This is a genomic window from Roseivirga sp. AWQ4_251 (assembly GCF_056158225.1).
In genome coordinates, this window is record NZ_JBSWSW010000001.1 from 672,239 (window position 1) to 692,037 (window position 19,799).

Sequence of the window (19,799 nt, forward strand, 5' to 3'; positions counted from 1 at the left end):
ACGCTAATATTAACTTTTGAAATAACCTCTTTTTATTTCTGATTCAGCTTATTTGTTGGTTTTTACCAACTCAGCCTGCCATTTGTTATTTTCTCTATCTACATCAGCCATTCTTCCTGATGGATCAATTTCAATTGAAACAATATCAGAAATTGGTCTGTCAATACTGAAATCATACGTTGGGTTTACCCACGCCCAGTCAGGGTGTACAACTCTTTTGTCTTTGGTCTCGGCTGGTTTTTCACCGCGCATCATGCGAAGCGCCATATAATGAACTTCCTTTGTGCCATCTTTGTAGGTCACCACTACGTCCATTGGCATTGGCATTAAATCCACTCTTTCCAAAGTAACATTAGTTTTGTTGCCTTCTGCTGTTACACTTTTAACCGCGTAATCAATTTTCTTAGTGGTGTAAACAAAGTATTCATTGTACCAATCCAATTCAAGACCCGAAACTTTCTCGAAAGATCTGATTAAGTCATTTGGATTTGGATGCTTGAATTTCCAGTCATCAAAGTATGCTAAAAGTGCTTTGTCGCGAGCTTCTTCACCAATTACATATCCCATTTGGCTCATCCAAACGGCACCTTTACCATAAGCAGAAGAACTGTAAGCACCATTCAAATTGTAATGATCAGAATGTGTACTCAAAGGCTCTTCAATTCCGCTTTTTGCTAAACGCACATAACTTCCTTGGCCAGAATTGTTACCAAGATTATCCAAAGTAACCTCAGGAGCAGCTTCGCCTCTGGTTTGTTGACGAATGTAATTGCTGATGCAAGTACTGGCATAAGAAGCAAAACCTTCGTCCATCCAAGGGTGAAGCGCTTCGTTGCTGCCTAAAATTCCATGGTACCAATCGTGCATAGATTCGTGAATGGTTACGCCCAAAAGGCTACCTCTTGAACCTGTGATTAAAGTAGACATTGGATATTCCATTCCGCCATCACCACCTTGAATCACTGAGAATTGCTTATAAGGATATTGACCAAAGTGCTCACTTGCATATTCAAATGACATTTCGGTTAAAGGCATTAAGTCAGACCAGTTTTTATCGTTTTGGCCTTTTTGGTGAATGAAATGCAACACCATGCCATTTTTCATGGTGAGTTTTTCGTGCATGTAATCAGGGTCAGCAGCCCACATAAAGTCGTGAACGTTTGGTGCATAAAAGTGCCAAGTCAATTTGCCATCTTTCACTTTTTGCTTCACAGTCTGACCTTCGTCTTCGTAACCAAAACCAATTTCTAGAGGGTTTTGAAGGTATCCAGTTCCTCCTAAAAGGTAATCTTTGTCGATAGAAATTTTGATATCGTAATTTCCCCATACACCATAAAATTCACGGCCGATATATTCGTCAGCGTGCCATCCTTGGTAGTCATATTCAGCCATTTTAGGATACCATTGCGACATTGAATATCTAACACCTTCAGCATTGTCGCGTCCAGTTCTTCTAATTTGAACAGGAACCTGAGCTTCAAATTCCATATCGAATTTCACAGTTTTGCCTGAAGCAATCGGCTCGTTCAATTTCACTTCTAAAACAGTTCCTACCACTTCAAACTGAACTGGTTTTCCATTTTGCTTTAGAGATTTGATTTTTTGATATCCGATTTCATCTTCTTTCAATTTGAAAATTCTATCCTGAACGCGTCTATCTGGATCTTTGATTGTTCTTGAGCGAACGTCCATCATACTACCAGGCTGAAACGCGTTAAAATAAAGATGGTAGAATACCTGATTAAGTTCATCTGGCGAATTGTTGGTGTATTCTACATGTTGAACGCCTTGAAAACGGTTGGTTTTCACGTCCATGTCTATTTCCATTTTATACTCAATGGCCTGCTGCCATCTTTCATTATCCTTTCGCGTGGCTTTACCTTGGGCTTTCGCATGAAAACCCATGGCGATCAGTGCCATTGAAAAGAAGAGTCCTCCAAGTCTTTTGATCATTGTATGTTTAATTTTAAAGAATGGTAAAATATTAAAGAGTGAGCACGGCTGCAACTCATTATTCTCAAGTGGTAAATTATTTGAGTTTGTAGCGCACTTGAAATTTGATTTCGGTTCTTTGGTTTCCTTCTATGGTTTCAAGCCCCGTGCCAATGTCGTTTCTATCGTAATAGGTCGTTCGGGCTATTCTTGCCCATAAATCGAGCTTTCTTGCTGCTTTATACTGAATTAAAAAGTAGTTCCGGATGCCTTTTCCGCTATAAGCGGGAATTGAAAACGCATATAGCACATCTCTTTCGTAAGCGTATTGTCGATTTTGATTTCCATCGGTATCAAATAGTGCCATTCGGCCACTGAATGTCCATTTTTTAGTGTTGTAAACCGCATCTTGGATGAAGGCATATCCTTTTGTCTTTTCATCATTCAATGTGTAATTGCTAAACTGAACACGTGATTTAAAAGATAGATGGTCGGTTGCTGAAAATTCTAAGTTGGTGATATATAGGTTTTTGGTTCCGGGAAGCACTTGGTTCTGGTCATTTCCTTCTACTTGAGTATTTATTTCTTTGGTTTCACTTCGGTATTGAAAGTACATTCTGGCATTTCTTCCTGGGTTGTAATTCAATTTTATCAAGTAATCTCGGCCTTCAGAAGGGGTGTCTACCCTAAATCTCAACCATGGAAAACGATAGGTGTCGTAATAAGCCGTAAGGTAAAACTGACGATTCAAGGTGTATTTCAGCCCCCAGTAAACACCGCTTTCATTGATGTTTCGGCTACCTTCGGAAAAGGAGGTGCCTCGGAATGAATGGAAATCTTTGGCATAATTTCTAAAAACCATAGCGAACTCAACCCGAGGAGATAGGCTTGTGCTAAAACCTCCAACCGCCCCTAAACCGCCACTTTTAGAAATTGCGGTTTCAGCAAATAGAGAGAATTGCCGCCAATTGTGATTACCGTAAACGCCAAGGTTGTAGTTGTTTGTGCCTGAGAATTCAAAGAGATTATAAGGCTGATTACTTCTTTGTATGGCTGTTGAAAAGTGGTTAGAAGTAACTGTAATCCCAACTTCAGACTGATCGTTAGGATGGTAGTTTAAATTTCCACCAAAAACAGTCTCGGTTACTTGTCTTTTGTTGGCCAGTTCGGATGGTGTTCGATGAAGGCCTGTAAGCTGTAAGGAGGAAAAGTATTCTTCAAATTCATCTGATTCATTACCAATTTTGATGTTGGCGTCTTGGTTTAAACGTGAAATAAATGGAGTGAAGGAAAAGCCATTATTTAAACTATATGTAGCCGCGGCTCCGCGTAGAAAGCCGCCTTCTAAAACAGAAGTGTAAGGTCGAATGCCCAAAGTTACTCTACTGGCTGTGTTGACTGTTTCCGATCCTTTTCCAACACTGAACCCGGCTCCGAATAATAAACCTTGGCCAAACTGAAGTTGGTAATCGCCAAGAATTGCCTTCTTGATTTTCCCTTGGTTTTCAATCATGAAATGTGCCGACCAAAAATCCATGAAATAAGTTTTGCTGTCTTTATTCCATTCTAATGTTTCACCGGGATCTTTTTCTGTAGTAAAACCAATGCTGAAATCTCCAGATTTCGACACTCTATACCGAAAATACAATTTATCGGCACTGCCTGCATAGCGGCTGTCATCCGGGTTTTCGGGAGTTGAATAACCTTTCTTTTGTTCAAGAACTCTTTCGTATCGGCTGATGAAATAATTGTTTCTCTCTTCAAGAACTCTTTGAAGAAAAGGTCTCTCGTCCGCTTTGGCATCTTCTGGGTTTACGGTAACAAAAGGCTTAATCCTTTCAATAGTGGCATAATCAAAACCTTCAATTAATTGCAGCTCAAAAAGAGTCAGTAGTTTTCCTTTCTCTTGGATATACTGCTGTAAGTTTTCGATTTGTTGATTCGAAAGTGCATACAGGCTTTTTAGTTGGTTGGTAGAAGCAAAATTTAGGTTAATGGGATTCTGATAAAGCAATAAAAGAGATTCGTACAGGTCTTCATAGTTTATGTCTTCATCTTGGAGGTTGAATAGTTCTTCAATAAACAGCTCTAAGTCGAACTCGGTTTCTTGAGCTTTGACTTCGGTTTTAAAGCAGAAAATGAGTATCGCTAGGAATATGGTTCGCCATAGCCTTCTCATCATTTCTTCAGCTGAAACGTAATGCCAAAATTGTGAGTATTGCCAAGTTTGGGGTTTATCCTAATTGCATAGTCAAACAGAAAACGATTGAGGTGAATGCCTGCGCCAAAGGAATGGGTATTTGTGAGCGTGGAGAAGCCAGTTCGAGCCACTAGTTTTTCAACCACTTCATATTCAATTCCGAACTTCAAGTCGGGCTCGCTTTCAACTTCTTTTTCTCCCTCAATTAGCAAGTTTAAATCTTCCGTTGGATGGTATGCTAAGCCTAAATTGATAAAGGTTGGGAGTTTCTCATGGGTGTCTTGAGAAATTGTAGACTGAGTGAAATTTCTTATAAAAGCGCCAAATGTGAGCTGCGGAGTAAGGTCAGCAATGGCTCCCATATCGGCCATAAACGTTCCTTTTCTCCCAAAGCCTTCAATATTGTACTGGAGGTAATTCGCTTTGACGCCCAATCGAACAATTCCAGTTTTTTTAGCCAAAGTTAGGCTTGCCATTTGGCTATTGAAAATATCGTCTCCAAAGCGATAGACGCTAAAACCAGCGTTCAAGGCCTTTGAAGGGATGACAAATCCAGCAGAAACCGTATTGAAATTTGAGAAATTGAATATGGTTTGATACGCCACCATACCCGATACTTTTTCTACATCAGTTATTCCCGCAGCATTATTGAATACAGCCCAAGAATCGGTGAGCATTACAGAAGTACCGCCTAGTCCCAAAGCCCGAGGCCCAGCAGGAGATGTGCTAGGCAATTGCCCAAAAGAGCAAAAAGGAAGCAAGACAATAAGAATAAAGAGAGGTATAAAAAATCTCATTAAATCAATATAGTGAAAATCATTAAATAGTATAAAATTTAAATTGAAAATGAATATTAGATATTAGGAATCGAAAGATTAAGAGCTGTTATTTGCGTTACTTTTTGAAAGATACCTCTTGTCAATGCGATTTTTTTGGTTGTCAATTCTGTTTTTATGTTTTTCGGTTGCTTTGAATGCCCAAGGCCAACTTGAAAATGCAGATATCGTTTTTGGCCCATTGTTTTCTGTTGAAGAAAGAGCCGTTCCCAAGCATTTTGTGGGATCAGATCAGAGCGGATTTTATCTACAGTATGCATTGGGCTTGGAAGGAGACGGGGATAGCTATCTTCACAAATTTGGCTTCGATTTAAACCCTATAATTTCCAAACCGCTAAACGTGGAAGTTGAAGGAGAGAAAGCCTATACCGAAAGAGTTTTCATGTTGAAAAATAGGCTTTATCAGGTTACACGAACCAGAAGCAAATCCGATATGAAAGTCTTTCTTCATGAAATAAATCGGAATACGCTTGAGCTAGAATCTGTGACGAAACTCAGCTGTTTGATAGGTACAGAGAAAAGCGCAAAGCAATCTTCACTATCGGTAAGCTTTTCCAATGATTCTTCAAAAGTGATCGTGATTTACAGTATTCCTTCAAAGGGAAATAATTCTGAAAGCTTTAGAGCCCATGTTTTTTCCGATGAGTTTGATGAATTATGGAGCCAGACTTTCGAATTGCCTTATGAAAATCGGCTGTTAGATGTTCAGGATTATGCCATCAACAATGACGGGAAGTTGTTTGTGACGGCAAAGCGATATTTTAATAACAGAAGAGAAAGTGTTGATGGCAAAGCGAATTACGAGTATTTGTTGTACTCGTTACAAGAAAGTGGGAATGTTGATTCACTACGGATTCACGCGAACGACAAGTTCTTGAAAGATATGCGTATTGAAGTCACGGCCGATGGCAATGTGGTAAGTGCTGGGATTTATTCAGATCATAACGAGACAGCCATGGGAGGTGCTTTCTTTTTGAAAATGGACGGAAAAACTGGCAAAGAAATCACTTCTTCATTCAAAGAATTTGATATGGATTTCTTTACCCAAAATATGTCAAAAAAGAATGCAAAAAGGGTTCTCAAGCGCAGAGAAAAAGGCAAGGATATAGACTTAGCCAACTACTACATCGATCATCTCGTTCCTAAATCTGATGGCGGAGTTTATATGATTGGCGAAAAGCGAATGGCCATTACCAGTTATGTAAATGGAGGTATTGTGGCTTCGCCTACCACCGATTATTTCTATGACGATATTGTGGTAGTTGATATCGATCCACAAGGGCAAATTATTACCGCAGAACGTATTGGTAAACTCCAAGGAACATCAAATGATGATGCTGTTTATTCGTCTTACACTTGGCTGAAAAGGGAAGATGAGCTGGTTTTACTTTTTAATGATCATTTTCAGAACCTTGAATATAAAGGCGAGGGAAAGATAAAAAGCATGTCGAAGAATGCTAAAACCGTTGTGATGACTGCTCGAGTTGGCGCTGACGGTAGTGTAAGTCGTTCAGGACTTTTTAGAAGTGGGGAAGCTGAAATTACAATTAGACCTGCTTTGAGCCAAAGGCTAAATGAAAATGAGCTTTTGCTGTTTGGCCACAAAAGTTTGAGAAACCAACGATTTGTAATCGTCAAGTTTAAATAGTTAAAGTGCCGAGCGGAAGTTCACGAAAAAGCCGGTATTGCCTTGTCTGTTTACTGTAAACTCAAATCGAACCACAAAGTCGTAGTAGGTTACAATGTCTAAACCCAAACCAGCGCCTAGCAAAAGTTCTTCATTATAGAAATTATTGGTGGTGTATGGCAGCGGTGCAGAGGCATAACCCAAATCAAGAAAGGCTTTGAGGTAAAAAGCATAAGGCATAGTCTGAAATTGTTCCACCATACTTCTTCTGCTGAGCTGCTGAATGCCCGAAAGGAATTTGTACTTGAATTCACTTCGGTTCGAAACCAAACCATGACTCTCAACCACATATCGTTCATAACCTCTGATAAAATCAGGGCGATAGCCAAATCCTGATCTTAAAATATAAGGAATATCATCGCTGAAATTATATGAAGCTTCTAAGCTGTTGGCCAAATAGAAATTCTTTCCCAGATCAAAGAATTTGCTGTAGCTACCACGCACGGTGGTCATGTTCAAATCATCAAAGATTCCAAGTCCGTATTTACTAATTTCTGCTCTATAAAGATTGCCAGAGAGTGGATAAGCGAAGTAGTCGCGATTATCCCAGCTGTACACATAACTGATTCTAAAATAGCGTTGTAGGTTTTCGCCAGCCTGAAAGTAGTTTGGGTTATGATCCAAAACACTTTCATCAACGCTTGCTCTACTAAAACCAGCATCGATAGAATGGCGGCTGTAGAATGATGGCCGATAAGTAAGTGATGCCGAACTGCTGAAGAACCTTCTAAGCACCCCGTCTGACTTTATGAATTGAAGTCTGTGCCCATCGGTGTTTATGGCAATGGTTTTATTGTTGGCAAAGCTGGTTCTTAAGGTTAGGCCAAGCGTTTGGCTCTTGTTGATATAAGGCCTTTGGTACTGAAGTTCGTATTGCTTTGTAAAACCAAATTGAGTTCTTAAAATCAGTTTGTCATTTCGTCCTGTTAAGTTGAAATGATATAACTGAACCCCGTAATTCACCCTCGAAAAATCTCTCTTTTGATTTACCCACCATTCGGTGAAATTCCTGTCGGCCAGTTTGAAAATAGGTAGGGGGAAAATATACCACCTTTCTTGAAGTCGAATAAGAATGTCGGCATTGTTGTCCGTAAGAAAAAGCGGAACGATTTCCGCAGTAATGAACAGTCTGGTGTTAATCAGTTTTTGCTGGTCTAAAATGATTGACTGGGTGAAATCTCCTAAGGTTAAAGTATCACCTTCTTCAAAATCCAATTCCCGCAAAATAATGCTGGGCTTGGTTTTGTTGTTCCCTACCAAATAGATTTTGCCAATGGTCACTTTTCTATCGGCTAAACTATCGGGTACAGTTTGTTGAGCCCGAAGATTTAATCCACAGCAAAATAGAAAACAGCAAAGAACGGAGAGCCTTACAATCATATTTGACCAACGGGCCTTTAGTGCTTTTTCTTATTGATAACGGCCAATCGAACCAATACAAATATACCGATGGCAACTAACGGAATACTCAAGATTTGACCCATGTTTAGAGCCATTCCATCTTCAAAATCCACTTGGTTTTCTTTGAACATTTCGTGGAAGAAGCGGAAACCAAAAATCCAGATCAGGAAAATTCCAAGCAGAAGCCCTTCGGGTGTTTTTTCTTTATACTTGCTCCAAATGGCTAAAAGAATAATGAAAAGAATCACGCAAGTAGCTGCTTCATAGATTTGTGTAGGGTGTCGGGCAATTCCAAATGTATGGATGGTAGCTACCCATTGTCTTTTCTCAGTAGTTAAATCGTAGCTGATTGGGCCGGTTAAAGGCTGCTGATAGTGCTCATTAACAGGGTAGCGCGTGAGCTGAGATTTGATTTCACTCTCAATTTTTCTCCTAACTTCTTGTTCTGGGGTAGTAGTTCCTTCAAAAGTCACTGTAATATCTACGGGTACAATGCCAGAAGCCGGTCTTTCAGGGCTGTCTCGCTTTGAAGCTTCTGCTCTTTCTATACCAGGAATTCCTTCTTCAATATAAACTTCCGCAACGCGGCCAAAAACCACACCGTAATCCGTTTCAGTCGGTTTACCGACAATTTCTGAATTCACGAAGTTTCCCATTCGAATGAAAGCCCCCGCAAGAGCTACGGTAATTACAATTCTATCTACAATCCAAAGGTAGCTTTGGCCTTCTCTCTTATGTTTGGTGAACTTCAGTTTAGGCGGAAAAAGTCGTGAAGACACTACATAGTTGCGATAAAGAAAAAGAGCGATAAGAATACCGAAAGCCGCACCATGGCTTGCTAAACCGCCTTCCCAAGTACGGAAAAACATCAGCGGATCGGCTAAAAAGCGCTTTGGTTCATAAAAAACCAAGTGGCCTAATCTTGCTCCAATGATGGTGGCAAGCACCATATGCACGGTTAGCGTATCTACGTTTAAAGGGTCTTTTCCTTCTTTTTTGAAGATATTGACCATGATTTGATAGCCAATAATAAAACCCATGGCAAAAAGTACGCTATACCAAACAGGAGGCTGAATGCCCCTGATGATTTCTTTCATTGGGTCCCAAACAATGTAGGAGAGTATTGAGTAACTGTGCATGGAGCAAATATATAGGAATTAGGAAAAGGAGCAGGCTTTAAAAAGCCGAAAAGCTCGAAAAAGAAGCGTAAATGCTATCAAGAAATTGTTAAGAAGACTGAACGCCTCAAGTTTTTGGTCTTGGGCTTATCTGATAACGTTTCTAATGTCGAAGCATGGATTGGTTTCTTCTCCGGAAAGAATCTTTTTGGCCTGTTGCGAACCCGCTTCTGAAGCCTTTGTGAGCCAAGAATTGGAAATGCTTTGATTCTTAGTGACTCCGCGACCACATAAGTAGATTACTCCAACTTCTAGCATAGCATCTGAGTAACCTCTTTCAGCAGAAATGGTATACCATTTCAATGCTTCCTTATCGTTGATAGAATAACCGCCTTTGCCGTATTTATAGAATTCGCCCACTTTATAAGTGCCAACGGAGTTGCCTGCGTCATGGGCTTTTTTGTAGTATGTAATGGCAGTGTTCAAGTCTGGAGTGGAGCCGTATTCATACATGCTTCCGATCTGGTATATTGAAGAAGCATGGCCTCTATCGGCTGCTTTCGTGTACCAGTTCAGGGCTACATTTCTATCTTCTTTAATCGCTCGGCCTTCTTTATAAAGCTGCGCCATATAGTACATAGCCTCTAAGTTTCCGTTTTCGGCCATCTTTTGAAGTCGTGAGAATTCAGTTTGAAAACTCATTTTTTTGGATTCATCCCTTATCCTGAAATTTTTGAACCACTTGGTGGTAATCAGAAAATGGTTGATTTCAGCATCTCCATTGGGGCCAGCAGCTTCGTTTTCAAACCAGATTAAAGCTTCTTGATTTCCAGCGTTAACGGCCTTGTTCATCCATTCTTTTCCCTTTTTGTATGCCGGTTCCCCCATTTTTCCTTCAAGCGAAAGCTGTGCTAAACGGTACATGGCTTGATTGTTCTGGGATTCAGCCGCTTTTTGATAAAGGTTTATGGCTTTTGCGAAATCTTTGGGTTCTATTATTTTACCCAAATAAACCATAGCGTACATGTTTCCTAGGTCTGCCGATTTTTGAAGCCATTTGGTAGCTTCTGCTTCATTTTTTTCAAAAGTTTCTCCCAACATATATTCCACACCCAATTGATAGGTAGCGGCATAATTTCCCTTTTCAGCAGCACTCACTAAGTAGTTCAGTACCTTTTGTTTGTCGTCAGGTTGGTTGTAAAGAGGGTAAAAAAGCGAGATTAAATACATGCTTTGATCGTGCCCCCTTTCGGCTGCCGAATTAATATTCTGAATACCGGATGTGAAATTAGCATTGCCCGATTCTTTAGCCAGCTCGCTATAGATTTGTGTGATACCAACTTTGTAAAGTGCTTCTGGATCTCCATTTTTTCGCTTTTGTTCTAGCGCATTCCAGCCTTCTTCATCCTTCATTTGGATCATTTGAACCACTTCCATGTCTACATAATTGTAGTTCAAGTATAAGTTACCTGTAGCAATTGACGATTGGGCTTGAACCACAAATATGGTCAAAGCGAGGAGCACAAGGCTCGTTAATGTTTTCATGAAAAAGCGAGTTGGTGTTGATGTTACTGAACGTCAATTTCAATAATAATTATTGAAATTACTCGCCTAATTATCAAATAGATAGAAATAAATTGATCCAGAAATTATGATGTAAATCTCATTTGATCTTTTTCAGCACATAAGGCCTAATTATAAATGCAGTGAGAATTAGACTGACGATGACAATGAGAGGAATTGGTCTTTTTTCAATTTGTTCTATGGAAGAAAGTACAATGGCCGCAGCGCAGCCAAGCATTCCAATAAGGGAAATGAATCTGTACTTCACTTTTTTATAAAATGCCAAAAAGTTGACGGTACCAAAAGTGATAAGGAAGATGAGGCTAGCGGCATCAACCAACATACTCAACGAGCCAATAACTGCCAGAGCAGCAGCTAAGGCAGCAATAATCAATATGGCGATATAAGGAACATTCGATTTATTTTCTTGGGAAAGCTTCTTGGGTAAATCTTTATAATGAGCTACTGACTCGATTAATCGCGCTGTAGAAAAGAGTGTTGCATTTATGGCCGATCCGGTTGAGAAGGCTGCGGCAATGGTCACGATTATGAGCCCTGCCATGCCCATGGCTTGTTTTCCTGCAATTGAAAGTGCTACTTCTTTTTGTTCTACCAAGGTTTTAGCTCCAACGATCATAGTTGCACCTAAGGCCACCATTACATAAATAAGGATTACGGCTAATACTGCTGAAATGGTGGCTTTGGGGAGATTCTTTTTCGGTTGGTCAATGTCATCGTAATCGTATGAAAGAAGTTGAAAACCTTCATAAGCCATAAAAATGGTAGCAGCACCAATTATGGCAGCATGCCAAGGTTTCGATTCAATACCTTGAGTGAGTTTTTCAGGACTCCATTCCACTAAGCCAAAAAGAGCTAGCCCTACCAGAACGAACAGCTTACCCCATACCGTAATGATTTCTAACTTAGACGAATCACCAACTCCTCTGAGGTTTACCAAAGCCAATGCAGCAATGATGGAAAAGGCCAACACTCGTGGCAACCAGCTTCCTAAATTTAAAACATGCGCCACATAACTACCGAAAGTAAATGCATAAACAGAGAGCGTAAGGATATATCCTAAAATGAGAACCCAAGATAGGCTGGCGGCAATGCCATCTTTTTTCATTTCTCTTAAAAAAGTGAATGCACCGCCACTCTCTTCATGTTTTAATGACAACTGATTATAGCTGTGAGCGGAAATCAGAGCAATTAGACCTGCGATTATAAAGCTTAGCCAAGCCCATTGACCTGCCGTGCTAATGATGACCCCAAGTACTGAAAAAATTCCGCCACCTACCATGCCGCCTACCGCCATGGACCATGTGGCATTGAAGCTAAATTTCTTTTGCTCGCTCATTGTTTTGGTTGTTGCAGACTTTAGAATAACATAAGCTGTGGGCTATTGTTCCTTCGAAATCCAGATTTATAGGGAAGAGATATGTTAAATAAAGTATTACAATTTATTAGATATTCAATAGGTTGATTATCAGCGTGATTTGCTTTGGGTTTTCTTTTGATCTTTATGTGAAGGGCAAAGAAAAAGGCTCAGTAAGTTTAGGGTTTTCTTACTGAGCCTTAATTTTTCTTGAATCAAAAACTTATTTGTTTTTCAAGCTTTGCCTTTCAATGAAAACTTCGCCTTCAATTACAGCATCAGCTTGGTTGCCAAAGCTATTTCTTATATAGGTGAGTACTTCAGCAACCTGTTGATCACTTAAATGGCCATATGCTGGCATTTCCTGATTGTAGGTTTCTCCGTTGACTTCAATGGGTTCTTTTAAACCCAGTAAAAGTGTACGGATCAACCTGGATTTGTCGCCTGTAACCCAGTTGGAATTGGCTAATGGAGGATAAAGTCCTTCTGAGCCAGTGCCTTGAGGATTGTGGCATGCCAAGCAGTTTTGAGCATAAAGTTTTTGCCCACCGGCAAATTCTTCTTCGCCCACAGGGTTAGTCCAATTTTCGCTCATCAAATCCATTGGCCCATCATCTTCCTTCAAAACAGGCAGACCTTCAACTTTATCGCTAGTTTTTATTGCTCTGAAACGAAGTATTCTATCTGGGCCACCAGGAAGGCTGTCGTACATCCAAGGTTGAAAACGAGGATGCCAATCCGTATTGGTTGTGCTTACATAAATATCGCCATTGGCTGCAATGGAAACTTCTCTTAAACGGCCAAAGTACTTTTGAAAAAAGATATGCTCTTTTGAAATTTCAGTATCTTCTTTGTTCAAATTTAGCACACGCAAAGCACGTCCTTTCATATTGGCAATGATCAAACTGTTTTGCCATTCGGGGATTTTCGGATTGTTATAAAAGCCCATTCCGGCTACCGCAATAGTTGGCGTCCAAGCCATCAATGGCTCGGTGATATTATGTTCGTCACAATAAGCTTTTTCGGCTTCTTGATCGCAAAACCCTTGAACATCGGGCCAACCATAATTTCCATTTTTCTTAATCAGGTTTACCTCATCATCATTATTCGGGCCGTGTTCGGTGCTATAGAGAATGCCATTTTCTCCAAAAGTTAAACCTTGTGGATTTCTATGCCCACGCGACCAAATAGGGCTATTCGGAACGGGATTGTCTTCCGGAATGCTTCCATCTAAATTCAATCGCATGATTTTTCCCGTTAAAATGCTATCGTCTTGCGTGCGATCAGTACGGCCAGCATCGCCCATTGAGAATATGATTTTATCATCGGGAGAAATAATGATTCTAGAGCCATTGTGGTAAGTGTTGCCGGGAATATCGTCAAGCAAAACCTTTCTATTTGTTAAGGTGTCGCCTTCAATGTTATACCGAATTAGGCGGCTTTTAACTACCTGCTGAAGATTGTTGTCATTAGATTGAAAGGTGTAATGCAGAAAAATGAATTTCTTTTCAGGGTGAATAGCCATGCCTAGCAAACCATATGATTTTCTAAATAACACATCATCTACTTGAAGCATGGTTTTCTGCTTGCCAGTGCTGAGGTCAAGCCTGTGAACCAGACCTTTTTGTTCGGTAAACCAAAGTTGGTCAGGGATTGACGCGTCTATATCCCAAGGAATGTCTAACCCCGTAACCACATCGGAAATTTCTAAAGTAGTTGAAGCCAATTGAACATAGGCTCGGGGTTGAGTAAAGTCTTCTTTTTTACTTTCACAAGAGAAAAGGAAGACAAGCAAAAGGAGAATTGGAGAGAATTTTTTCAAAGCTTGTGTGTCTTCTATAAATATTTGAGGTCAAAATATGCTAAAGAAAGGCGGCTTTGCAAAGGTGTTTGTTAGTAGTTGCCTTATTGTTTCAAGGAAAGGCAAATCGAGCCAAGCATACCCAATTTTCTTTTGCACTAAACTGGAAAGTGGTTTTTACAGAACAACTTCTGGAAATGAATATTCGAAAATGTACGCTTGAATGAACGTTTTCGAACAGGTTTGATATATGGTGAAAAGTTAAGGTGTTGTTTTTTAGTGAGTTAATAAAATGGCACACGAATTGGAAAACAGGCATCAAGGTCAAGGTCAAAATAAAACAAGGTCAAACTTCCGCTTAACGGGCGGAACTCAAAATATCAGAACAACATGAAAATCTTAGGTCAAAGAAACATCTGTGCGTTCCTCGCTTTAGTATTAGCGGGGACCGTACTTACCTCAGCAAGTGCCACTCCGGCCAACAATCCATCTGAAGTTCCCGTATTAGAAGAAGATCTTTCATATATGGAAGATGTTCAAGCTTACGTAGACGCTTATATGGCTTCATTAAAAGAAGTTGAAGAAGCTCCTAAAACCGTTAAGGTTTTTGATAAGCAAGGAAATCTTGTTCTACAAGGTGTGGAAAATCAGTTGAGTCAAGAAGGGCAAAAAATGTTTAGACAAGCCAATTATCTGGCCACTTATAACGGCACAGATTATTACGATATAAATTACTAGTTACTCAGTAGTTTTAGTTTAGTTTAAGGTTGATTAAGGCGATTTCAGACGGAAGTCGCCTTATCTATTTTTAGCCATTTTAACTATTGAAGCTGTTTAAAGTCAGTTAGTTCAAAACGAATTTTATCCCCAGGTTTTTTCTGAGCCAGTAAATCTAAATCTTCTGAAACTATATTAGCAATTCTAGGATAACCGCCTGTAGTTTGTGCATCGGCCATTAAAATAATCGGTTGGCCTTCGTTGGTGATTTGAATGGTTCCGGGGATTATGCCAGATGAAATAACCTCTTTTTCAGGTTGATAAGCTTCTAAGCTGTTGTTTAATCGATACCCCATTCGGTTAGAATCTGGAGTTATTGTATATTCTTTTCCGAAGAATTGGCCTATTAAAATCCGCGAGAAGGAGTCGAATTCTGGGCCAGGCAAAACTCTAATGCTAGAAAGATTGAAATTTGGTTTTTGACTCTCTTCAATTTTTTTGAATTCTGTAACCTTGGAGGGATCAATCTCAATTATGCAGCCTTTTTTGATGTGGCTTGAAGGAGTGAAGCTTGGAATCGCAGAAGCACTGAAGCTGTTGAGCCATTGAGGAACATTCCAATTTCCAGCAATAGCCAAATATGCCCTGCAACCTTCAATCGGTCTTCCAAAGTTTAAAATATCACCATCTTCAATTTTGAAGGTTTCATAAAGCGGAACTGCTTTGCCCGAAATGGAAGGCGAGAGGTTAGCTCCGGTTATGGCGATAATGCAATCTCCTTCAAATTGAATTTGTGGCCCCAGTAGTGTGATTTCGAAAACAGGATAATGTGTTGGATTGCCCACCAGATCGTTGGCTATCGTGGCGGATTTCTTGTCCATAACTCCGTTGATTGGAATGCCCAAATGCTGAAAACCAAATCGGCCTAAGTCTTGAATGGTGGTTTGAAGACCCGATTTTAGGAAGTGTAACTTAGCCATAGAGCGTTGAGTGGTTGAAAGTTTCTGCTTCATCAGCAGCTTTAATTTCATTGAATTCTTCTAAAGAAATAGCTTTAAATTTTACGGTGTCTCCAGGTTGAAATAGGCTGGGGTTCTCGTTTTTCGGGTTGAAAGTTAAAATGGGGGTTCTGCCAATGATTTGCCATCCTCCGGGTGCTTCTGTAGGGTAAATACCTGTTTGTAATCCAGCTAAACCGACCGATCCTGCTTCAACTTGTTTTCTAGGTTCTTTTCTTCTTTGGCAGAACAATTCATTGGGCAATCTACCCAAATAGGCGAAGCCTGCTACAAAACCCAACATGTAAACCTGAAAAGTTGATTCTGTATGTTTGTTGATGATTCCTTCTGGGGTCAAACCTGTTTGCGTGCTAACTTCTTCTAAATCTGGCGCTAGTGAAATATCATAACATACTGGAATTGTAATCAGCTTGCTATTGGTATTCTCTCTGGGCTGATTTTCACTGTTCAATGCAGTGATTTGCTCGCTGAGTTTCTGAAAGCTGATTGATGAAGAATCGAAACCAACCGTGAGCGAACAATACGCAGGGATGAGATATTTTACTGCTGGGTGATTTTCCAAAGCAGAAAATAAGGCGATTACCTTGTGGTTTGTAGTCTCTGATATTTCCTGCTCAAAATTGACAAGTAAAGCACTGTCGCCAAATGGAAGTATCTCTATCATGAAAATGCCTTTTTAGAAATACCTTCTTCAGAAAGTCTTTGAGTAATCGCTTTCAAAATCTCCACTGCGTTTGGGTTGTCTCCGTGAATGCAGAAAGATTGCGCATAAATCTCGACTTTCTCTCTCGATAAGGAATTCGTAAATCCATTTTTCGCTATAGAAATCACTTGATTGGCAGCTTCCAATGGTTCACTGAAAACAGCTTTTTCATGTTGCCTATTCAGAAGTGCTCCATTGGCTTGATATCTTCTGTCGGCAAAAGCTTCGGCCACAAAAGCCATATTTTCTAGCTCGCAAACTTCTTTTACCAAACTGCCAGCTAGCCCCATAATTTTCAGTGAACTATCAATGGACTTTATGGCTTTTACCACCGTTTGAGCTTCATTATTGTTTTGAGCCATGTGGTTATATAATGCGCCATGAGGCTTCACATATTTCAGTTTACTTCCCATACTTTCAACCATACCTTTTAATGCCGATACTTGGTATTTGATGGAAGCGTTGAGCTCTTCTGAACTCATAGGTAAGACCCTTCGGCCAAAGCCTTGCAAATCAGGATAGCCAGGATGAGCACCGATTTGAACGCCATGTTCAATTGCTCTTTCAATGGTTTTTTGAATATGGTAAGGATCGCCTGCGTGAAGCCCACAAGCTACGTTGGAAGAAGTAATATGCGGAAAAATGGCAAGATCGTTTCCGATGGAAAAGTTGCCAAAACTTTCACCCATATTGCAGTTAATATCCACTGAGTTCATGCCTTGAATTTACAACGCAGACTTGGGAGTAAGAAATTGAAGGCAGAGTTTGGCTAGGGCAAATGGCCATAAAAACAGAAGTTGCTCACCAGAGATGAGCAACTTCAATAAATATTTCGAACTAATCTAAACATAGAGGTTCGATTTGTGAACTCTACTTTTAATCTTTTAGCCTTTAGATTTTTTGCATGTATTGATGCCAAAAGGTAGGTAAAGAGGACAGAAACTGATAAAACTGGTGAGTAGAAAGATGACGGCAAAGGCTAAAAGCACGATGCCAAGAACACCAGAAACGATTCCCATAAAATATAAAACGCCAATAATGGCTGCGATTATGATGCGAATGAGTTTATCAGCCGACCCCATATTCCTTTTCATTTTCTTCTTTTTTCAGGTTGAACTCTAACGTGATTCAAAAATGAAAATGAATGAACGGCTAGTCAGTGACTACGGTCACCAATCAGAAATTATTTTGATGCCTTCTGTATTTTGCTCCACTTTACCTTCAACTTCGAGCTTCTTTAAAACACGGGTAACCACTTCTCTGGCAGTGCCTAATTCGTTGGCAATTTGGCTGTGGCTCATTTTAATGGCGCTGTTGTTGAACAGCTCCATTTTCTTTTTCAGGTGCTCATAAATACGCTTGTCCATTTTGTCTAGCAATAAATGGCCAATTGTATCGAGCAACTCGGAATAGCGAAGATTGAATTGATTGTAGAAAAGCTCATTGAAATCCGGATATTCCTTTAGCCAAGCATTTAAGTGGTGAACAGGTATGAGCAGAAGCTTGGAGTCTTCCTCGGTAGTTGCGAAAACCTTGCTTGGGGTGTTTTTTAAAGCGGCATAAAATGTCATTACGCAGCTTTGGGTGGGTTCAATGTAGTAAAGAAGTAATTCTTTGTCTTCAAACCGAGAATAGACTTTTACGAGCCCATTCAATACGATCGGAAGAACTTTAATGTACTGTTCTTCTCTTAAAATTTCCGTTCCTTTTGGGAACTCTTGAACTAGAGCTTCTGTGGCGATTTTGCTCACCAATTCAGGCCTCAAAAAAGATAATAGACTTCTATCGAACTCCATGTTGACTTAGGTTGATGAAAAAATATTTCTGGAGGGAAGATGTATAAAAGTTCTGAATTATTCCATGAAAAAATTATTCTTTGGTTGAATCGAGTTGATGAGCTTGCTCAGCTTCGTTGGGCACAAAAAATGCGAAAAAGCTTTAATCAGTTAGCCTGCATGTATTTTTTCAACGAACCTTTGGCCTGCTTCTGAATTTTGTTCTTCATGAAATTGCTCCAACCTAATAGCATTCCGGGCATTCCCAAAGCCATTGAAGACCATTTCCACATATTGAAATGATCTTTATGGTACACGATTTTTCCTTCTTCAATAATGAATTCAGCTGATATTTTGTTGTGAACCGTTCTTAAGGTTGTGCTGAAAATATAGGTAGCTTGCCATTCGGCTTTAGCCTTTCCGTTTGTGGCTTCTGTCACCTTGTGCTTCACCAATAGGTCTTTATCTCCTCTTTCCAGAAGCATTTTCCACATGGCTGAAATTTCTTTTCCGTTGAGGCGTCCAAAGGCAGGGTCTTCAAAAACGGCATGGCTGGCATAGCAATTGGCCATGGTTTCGGCATCTTTTTGTTCAAACGCTGTGTAGAAGCGATTGATTAATTCACGGTTTTGTTCGGCAGACATATGAGTATTGACTTTTAACGAATATACCCTTCTTTTTTGAACCAATCATAGGTTCTGTCTAAAGTATCTTTCAATGTCAATTCAGGTTTGTAGCCCAGTTCTTCTCTTGCTTTTGAACCTTCTAAATGTTGGCCTTGTGTCAGTACCGCTATAGCCGTGCTGGAAATTTTCGGTAACTCGCCTCTGAAAAGAGTGTATCTAATTTCTCCTAATTTGGAGATCAATTGAGCAGCTTTTTGTGGTATCACTTTTTTCAGAAGTGGGATATTGGCCTTCTGACATACCAAATCAGCAATTTCTTTAATAGAGGTGTTTTCTCCAGTAATTAAATACCTTTCTCCGGGGTTGCCTTTTTCTAAAGTAAGCAAAAGGCCTCTGGCCGCATCGCCTGCATAAACCACATTTCTTTGGCCTTCTATATAGGCCGACATTTCTTGATTGGCAATTTGAGTAATGAGTTTTCCTGTGGAAGGGGCGTAATCATATTCGCCAAAAGTCATGGTTGGAATACCAATGGTAATAGGTAAGCCTTTTTCTGCACCCATTTTCGCCATTTCTTCCATAAGCCATTTGGTTCTTATGTAGGGATTGGTGGTGTCAGGCTCCTTGGCGTACGTTCCTTCCTCGTTGCTTATTCCTGCACTCGATTTAGGAATAGTGATGGAGCTGCCAACATACATGGCTTTTTGAACTGTGGAATGTTCTACGGCATCGATGAAAAACTGCATTTGGAGCCTAGCCGTTTTCAGTTCTTGAGTCAATGGTTTTGGAGCGGTAGGGTAGTAGGCTCCGCAAAGCGCTACGTAATCTAAACCTTTCATTGCTCTGATCATGCTGCCACGGTCGCTTAAATCAGCAATTCGGCTTTCAAAAGTAAGATCGGAAAGTTTAGAAAGGTCAGACGATTGCCGGTGGATGATCACCACTTCGTATTGCCTCAAATGAGCAGCAACGGCCAAGTGGTGGCCCAACATGCCTGTGCCACCAATTATGCCGATTTTCATAAAATATTTTTTGCCCTAAAAAGG

The 19,799-nt window shown here is 40.1% G+C and carries 17 protein-coding genes; 2 read left to right on the top strand and 15 right to left on the bottom strand.

What is annotated here, in order from left to right:
• Window positions 1-48: 48 nt before the first annotated feature.
• From ACXACJ_RS03070 to ACXACJ_RS03080, 3 genes are all read right to left on the bottom strand, one after another.
• Window positions 49-1,953 (bottom strand): M1 family metallopeptidase, encoded by a 1,905-nt coding sequence (locus ACXACJ_RS03070; RefSeq protein WP_475132799.1) that lies wholly within the window; start codon window positions 1,951-1,953, stop codon window positions 49-51.
• Between the two features lie 76 nt (window positions 1,954-2,029).
• Window positions 2,030-4,114, bottom strand: a complete 2,085-nt coding sequence (locus ACXACJ_RS03075; RefSeq protein ID WP_475132800.1) for a helix-hairpin-helix domain-containing protein — start codon at window positions 4,112-4,114, stop codon at window positions 2,030-2,032.
• Entirely contained in the window at window positions 4,111-4,929 is an 819-nt protein-coding gene (locus ACXACJ_RS03080) for a PorV/PorQ family protein (protein WP_475132801.1), read from the bottom strand. The genes ACXACJ_RS03075 and ACXACJ_RS03080 overlap by 4 nt, the downstream gene beginning before the upstream one ends.
• A gap of 124 nt (window positions 4,930-5,053) precedes the next feature.
• On the opposite strand from ACXACJ_RS03080, the gene ACXACJ_RS03085 reads away from it, so the two are divergent.
• Window positions 5,054-6,616 (top strand): hypothetical protein, encoded by a 1,563-nt coding sequence (locus ACXACJ_RS03085; RefSeq protein WP_475132802.1) that lies wholly within the window; start codon window positions 5,054-5,056, stop codon window positions 6,614-6,616.
• Here the strand turns inward: ACXACJ_RS03085 and ACXACJ_RS03090 are convergent, their stop codons facing one another.
• The 5 genes from ACXACJ_RS03090 to ACXACJ_RS03110 form a co-directional block, all read right to left on the bottom strand.
• Window positions 6,617-8,035, bottom strand: a complete 1,419-nt coding sequence (locus ACXACJ_RS03090) for a BamA/TamA family outer membrane protein (protein ID WP_475132803.1) — start codon at window positions 8,033-8,035, stop codon at window positions 6,617-6,619. It lies immediately after the preceding gene.
• 17 nt (window positions 8,036-8,052) lie between these two features.
• Complete coding sequence (locus tag ACXACJ_RS03095) at window positions 8,053-9,195, bottom strand: prolipoprotein diacylglyceryl transferase (protein WP_475132804.1); 1,143 nt, start codon at window positions 9,193-9,195, stop codon at window positions 8,053-8,055.
• Window positions 9,196-9,321: 126 nt separating this feature from the next.
• Entirely contained in the window at window positions 9,322-10,719 is a 1,398-nt protein-coding gene (locus ACXACJ_RS03100; RefSeq protein ID WP_475132805.1) for a tetratricopeptide repeat protein, read from the bottom strand.
• Between the two features lie 118 nt (window positions 10,720-10,837).
• Complete coding sequence (locus ACXACJ_RS03105; RefSeq protein ID WP_475132806.1) at window positions 10,838-12,094, bottom strand: APC family permease; 1,257 nt, start codon at window positions 12,092-12,094, stop codon at window positions 10,838-10,840.
• Window positions 12,095-12,335: 241 nt separating this feature from the next.
• The gene (locus ACXACJ_RS03110) at window positions 12,336-13,934 is read right to left on the bottom strand and encodes a PQQ-dependent sugar dehydrogenase (RefSeq protein WP_475132807.1); all 1,599 of its coding nucleotides are present in this window, start codon (window positions 13,932-13,934) and stop codon (window positions 12,336-12,338) included.
• 369 nt (window positions 13,935-14,303) lie between these two features.
• Between ACXACJ_RS03110 and ACXACJ_RS03115 the strand changes: the two genes are divergently transcribed.
• Window positions 14,304-14,651 (top strand): hypothetical protein, encoded by a 348-nt coding sequence (locus tag ACXACJ_RS03115; protein ID WP_475132808.1) that lies wholly within the window; start codon window positions 14,304-14,306, stop codon window positions 14,649-14,651.
• An 83-nt stretch (window positions 14,652-14,734) separates the two neighbouring features.
• Here ACXACJ_RS03115 and ACXACJ_RS03120 read toward each other — a convergent pair whose 3' ends face one another.
• From ACXACJ_RS03120 to ACXACJ_RS03150, 7 genes are all read right to left on the bottom strand, one after another.
• Window positions 14,735-15,610 (bottom strand): 5-oxoprolinase subunit C family protein, encoded by an 876-nt coding sequence (locus ACXACJ_RS03120; protein WP_475132809.1) that lies wholly within the window; start codon window positions 15,608-15,610, stop codon window positions 14,735-14,737.
• Window positions 15,603-16,313 carry a 5-oxoprolinase subunit PxpB gene (gene pxpB / locus ACXACJ_RS03125; RefSeq protein ID WP_475132810.1) on the bottom strand — a complete coding sequence of 237 codons (711 nt, stop codon included), beginning with the start codon at window positions 16,311-16,313 and terminating at the stop codon, window positions 15,603-15,605. The genes ACXACJ_RS03120 and pxpB overlap by 8 nt, the downstream gene beginning before the upstream one ends.
• On the bottom strand, window positions 16,310-17,068 hold the full coding sequence (locus tag ACXACJ_RS03130) for a 5-oxoprolinase subunit PxpA (RefSeq protein ID WP_475132811.1): 759 nt from the start codon (window positions 17,066-17,068) through the stop codon (window positions 16,310-16,312). The genes pxpB and ACXACJ_RS03130 overlap by 4 nt, the downstream gene beginning before the upstream one ends.
• Before the next feature lie 168 nt (window positions 17,069-17,236).
• On the bottom strand, window positions 17,237-17,446 hold the full coding sequence (locus ACXACJ_RS03135) for a YgaP family membrane protein (protein WP_475132812.1): 210 nt from the start codon (window positions 17,444-17,446) through the stop codon (window positions 17,237-17,239).
• Window positions 17,447-17,521: 75 nt separating this feature from the next.
• On the bottom strand, window positions 17,522-18,148 hold the full coding sequence (locus ACXACJ_RS03140; protein WP_475132813.1) for a Crp/Fnr family transcriptional regulator: 627 nt from the start codon (window positions 18,146-18,148) through the stop codon (window positions 17,522-17,524).
• 146 nt (window positions 18,149-18,294) lie between these two features.
• The gene (locus ACXACJ_RS03145; RefSeq protein ID WP_475132814.1) at window positions 18,295-18,771 is read right to left on the bottom strand and encodes a nuclear transport factor 2 family protein; all 477 of its coding nucleotides are present in this window, start codon (window positions 18,769-18,771) and stop codon (window positions 18,295-18,297) included.
• A 14-nt stretch (window positions 18,772-18,785) separates the two neighbouring features.
• Complete coding sequence (locus ACXACJ_RS03150; RefSeq protein ID WP_475132815.1) at window positions 18,786-19,775, bottom strand: NAD-dependent epimerase/dehydratase family protein; 990 nt, start codon at window positions 19,773-19,775, stop codon at window positions 18,786-18,788.
• Window positions 19,776-19,799 lie beyond the last annotated feature (24 nt).

Bases quoted from the DNA above. Each gene is read 5' to 3' on its own strand.
- ACXACJ_RS03070 (WP_475132799.1), bottom strand. From the start codon at position 1,953: ATGATCAAAAGACTTGGAGGACTCTTCTTTTCAATGGCACTGATCGCC.
- ACXACJ_RS03075 (WP_475132800.1), bottom strand. From the start codon at position 4,114: ATGATGAGAAGGCTATGGCGAACCATATTCCTAGCGATACTCATTTTC.
- ACXACJ_RS03080 (WP_475132801.1), bottom strand. From the start codon at position 4,929: ATGAGATTTTTTATACCTCTCTTTATTCTTATTGTCTTGCTTCCTTTT.
- ACXACJ_RS03085 (WP_475132802.1), top strand. From the start codon at position 5,054: ATGCGATTTTTTTGGTTGTCAATTCTGTTTTTATGTTTTTCGGTTGCT.
- ACXACJ_RS03090 (WP_475132803.1), bottom strand. From the start codon at position 8,035: ATGATTGTAAGGCTCTCCGTTCTTTGCTGTTTTCTATTTTGCTGTGGA.
- ACXACJ_RS03095 (WP_475132804.1), bottom strand. From the start codon at position 9,195: ATGCACAGTTACTCAATACTCTCCTACATTGTTTGGGACCCAATGAAA.
- ACXACJ_RS03100 (WP_475132805.1), bottom strand. From the start codon at position 10,719: ATGAAAACATTAACGAGCCTTGTGCTCCTCGCTTTGACCATATTTGTG.
- ACXACJ_RS03105 (WP_475132806.1), bottom strand. From the start codon at position 12,094: ATGAGCGAGCAAAAGAAATTTAGCTTCAATGCCACATGGTCCATGGCG.
- ACXACJ_RS03115 (WP_475132808.1), top strand. From the start codon at position 14,304: ATGAAAATCTTAGGTCAAAGAAACATCTGTGCGTTCCTCGCTTTAGTA.
- ACXACJ_RS03120 (WP_475132809.1), bottom strand. From the start codon at position 15,610: ATGGCTAAGTTACACTTCCTAAAATCGGGTCTTCAAACCACCATTCAA.
- pxpB (WP_475132810.1), bottom strand. From the start codon at position 16,313: ATGATAGAGATACTTCCATTTGGCGACAGTGCTTTACTTGTCAATTTT.
- ACXACJ_RS03130 (WP_475132811.1), bottom strand. From the start codon at position 17,068: ATGAACTCAGTGGATATTAACTGCAATATGGGTGAAAGTTTTGGCAAC.
- ACXACJ_RS03135 (WP_475132812.1), bottom strand. From the start codon at position 17,446: ATGAAAAGGAATATGGGGTCGGCTGATAAACTCATTCGCATCATAATC.
- ACXACJ_RS03140 (WP_475132813.1), bottom strand. From the start codon at position 18,148: ATGGAGTTCGATAGAAGTCTATTATCTTTTTTGAGGCCTGAATTGGTG.
- ACXACJ_RS03145 (WP_475132814.1), bottom strand. From the start codon at position 18,771: ATGTCTGCCGAACAAAACCGTGAATTAATCAATCGCTTCTACACAGCG.
- ACXACJ_RS03150 (WP_475132815.1), bottom strand. From the start codon at position 19,775: ATGAAAATCGGCATAATTGGTGGCACAGGCATGTTGGGCCACCACTTG.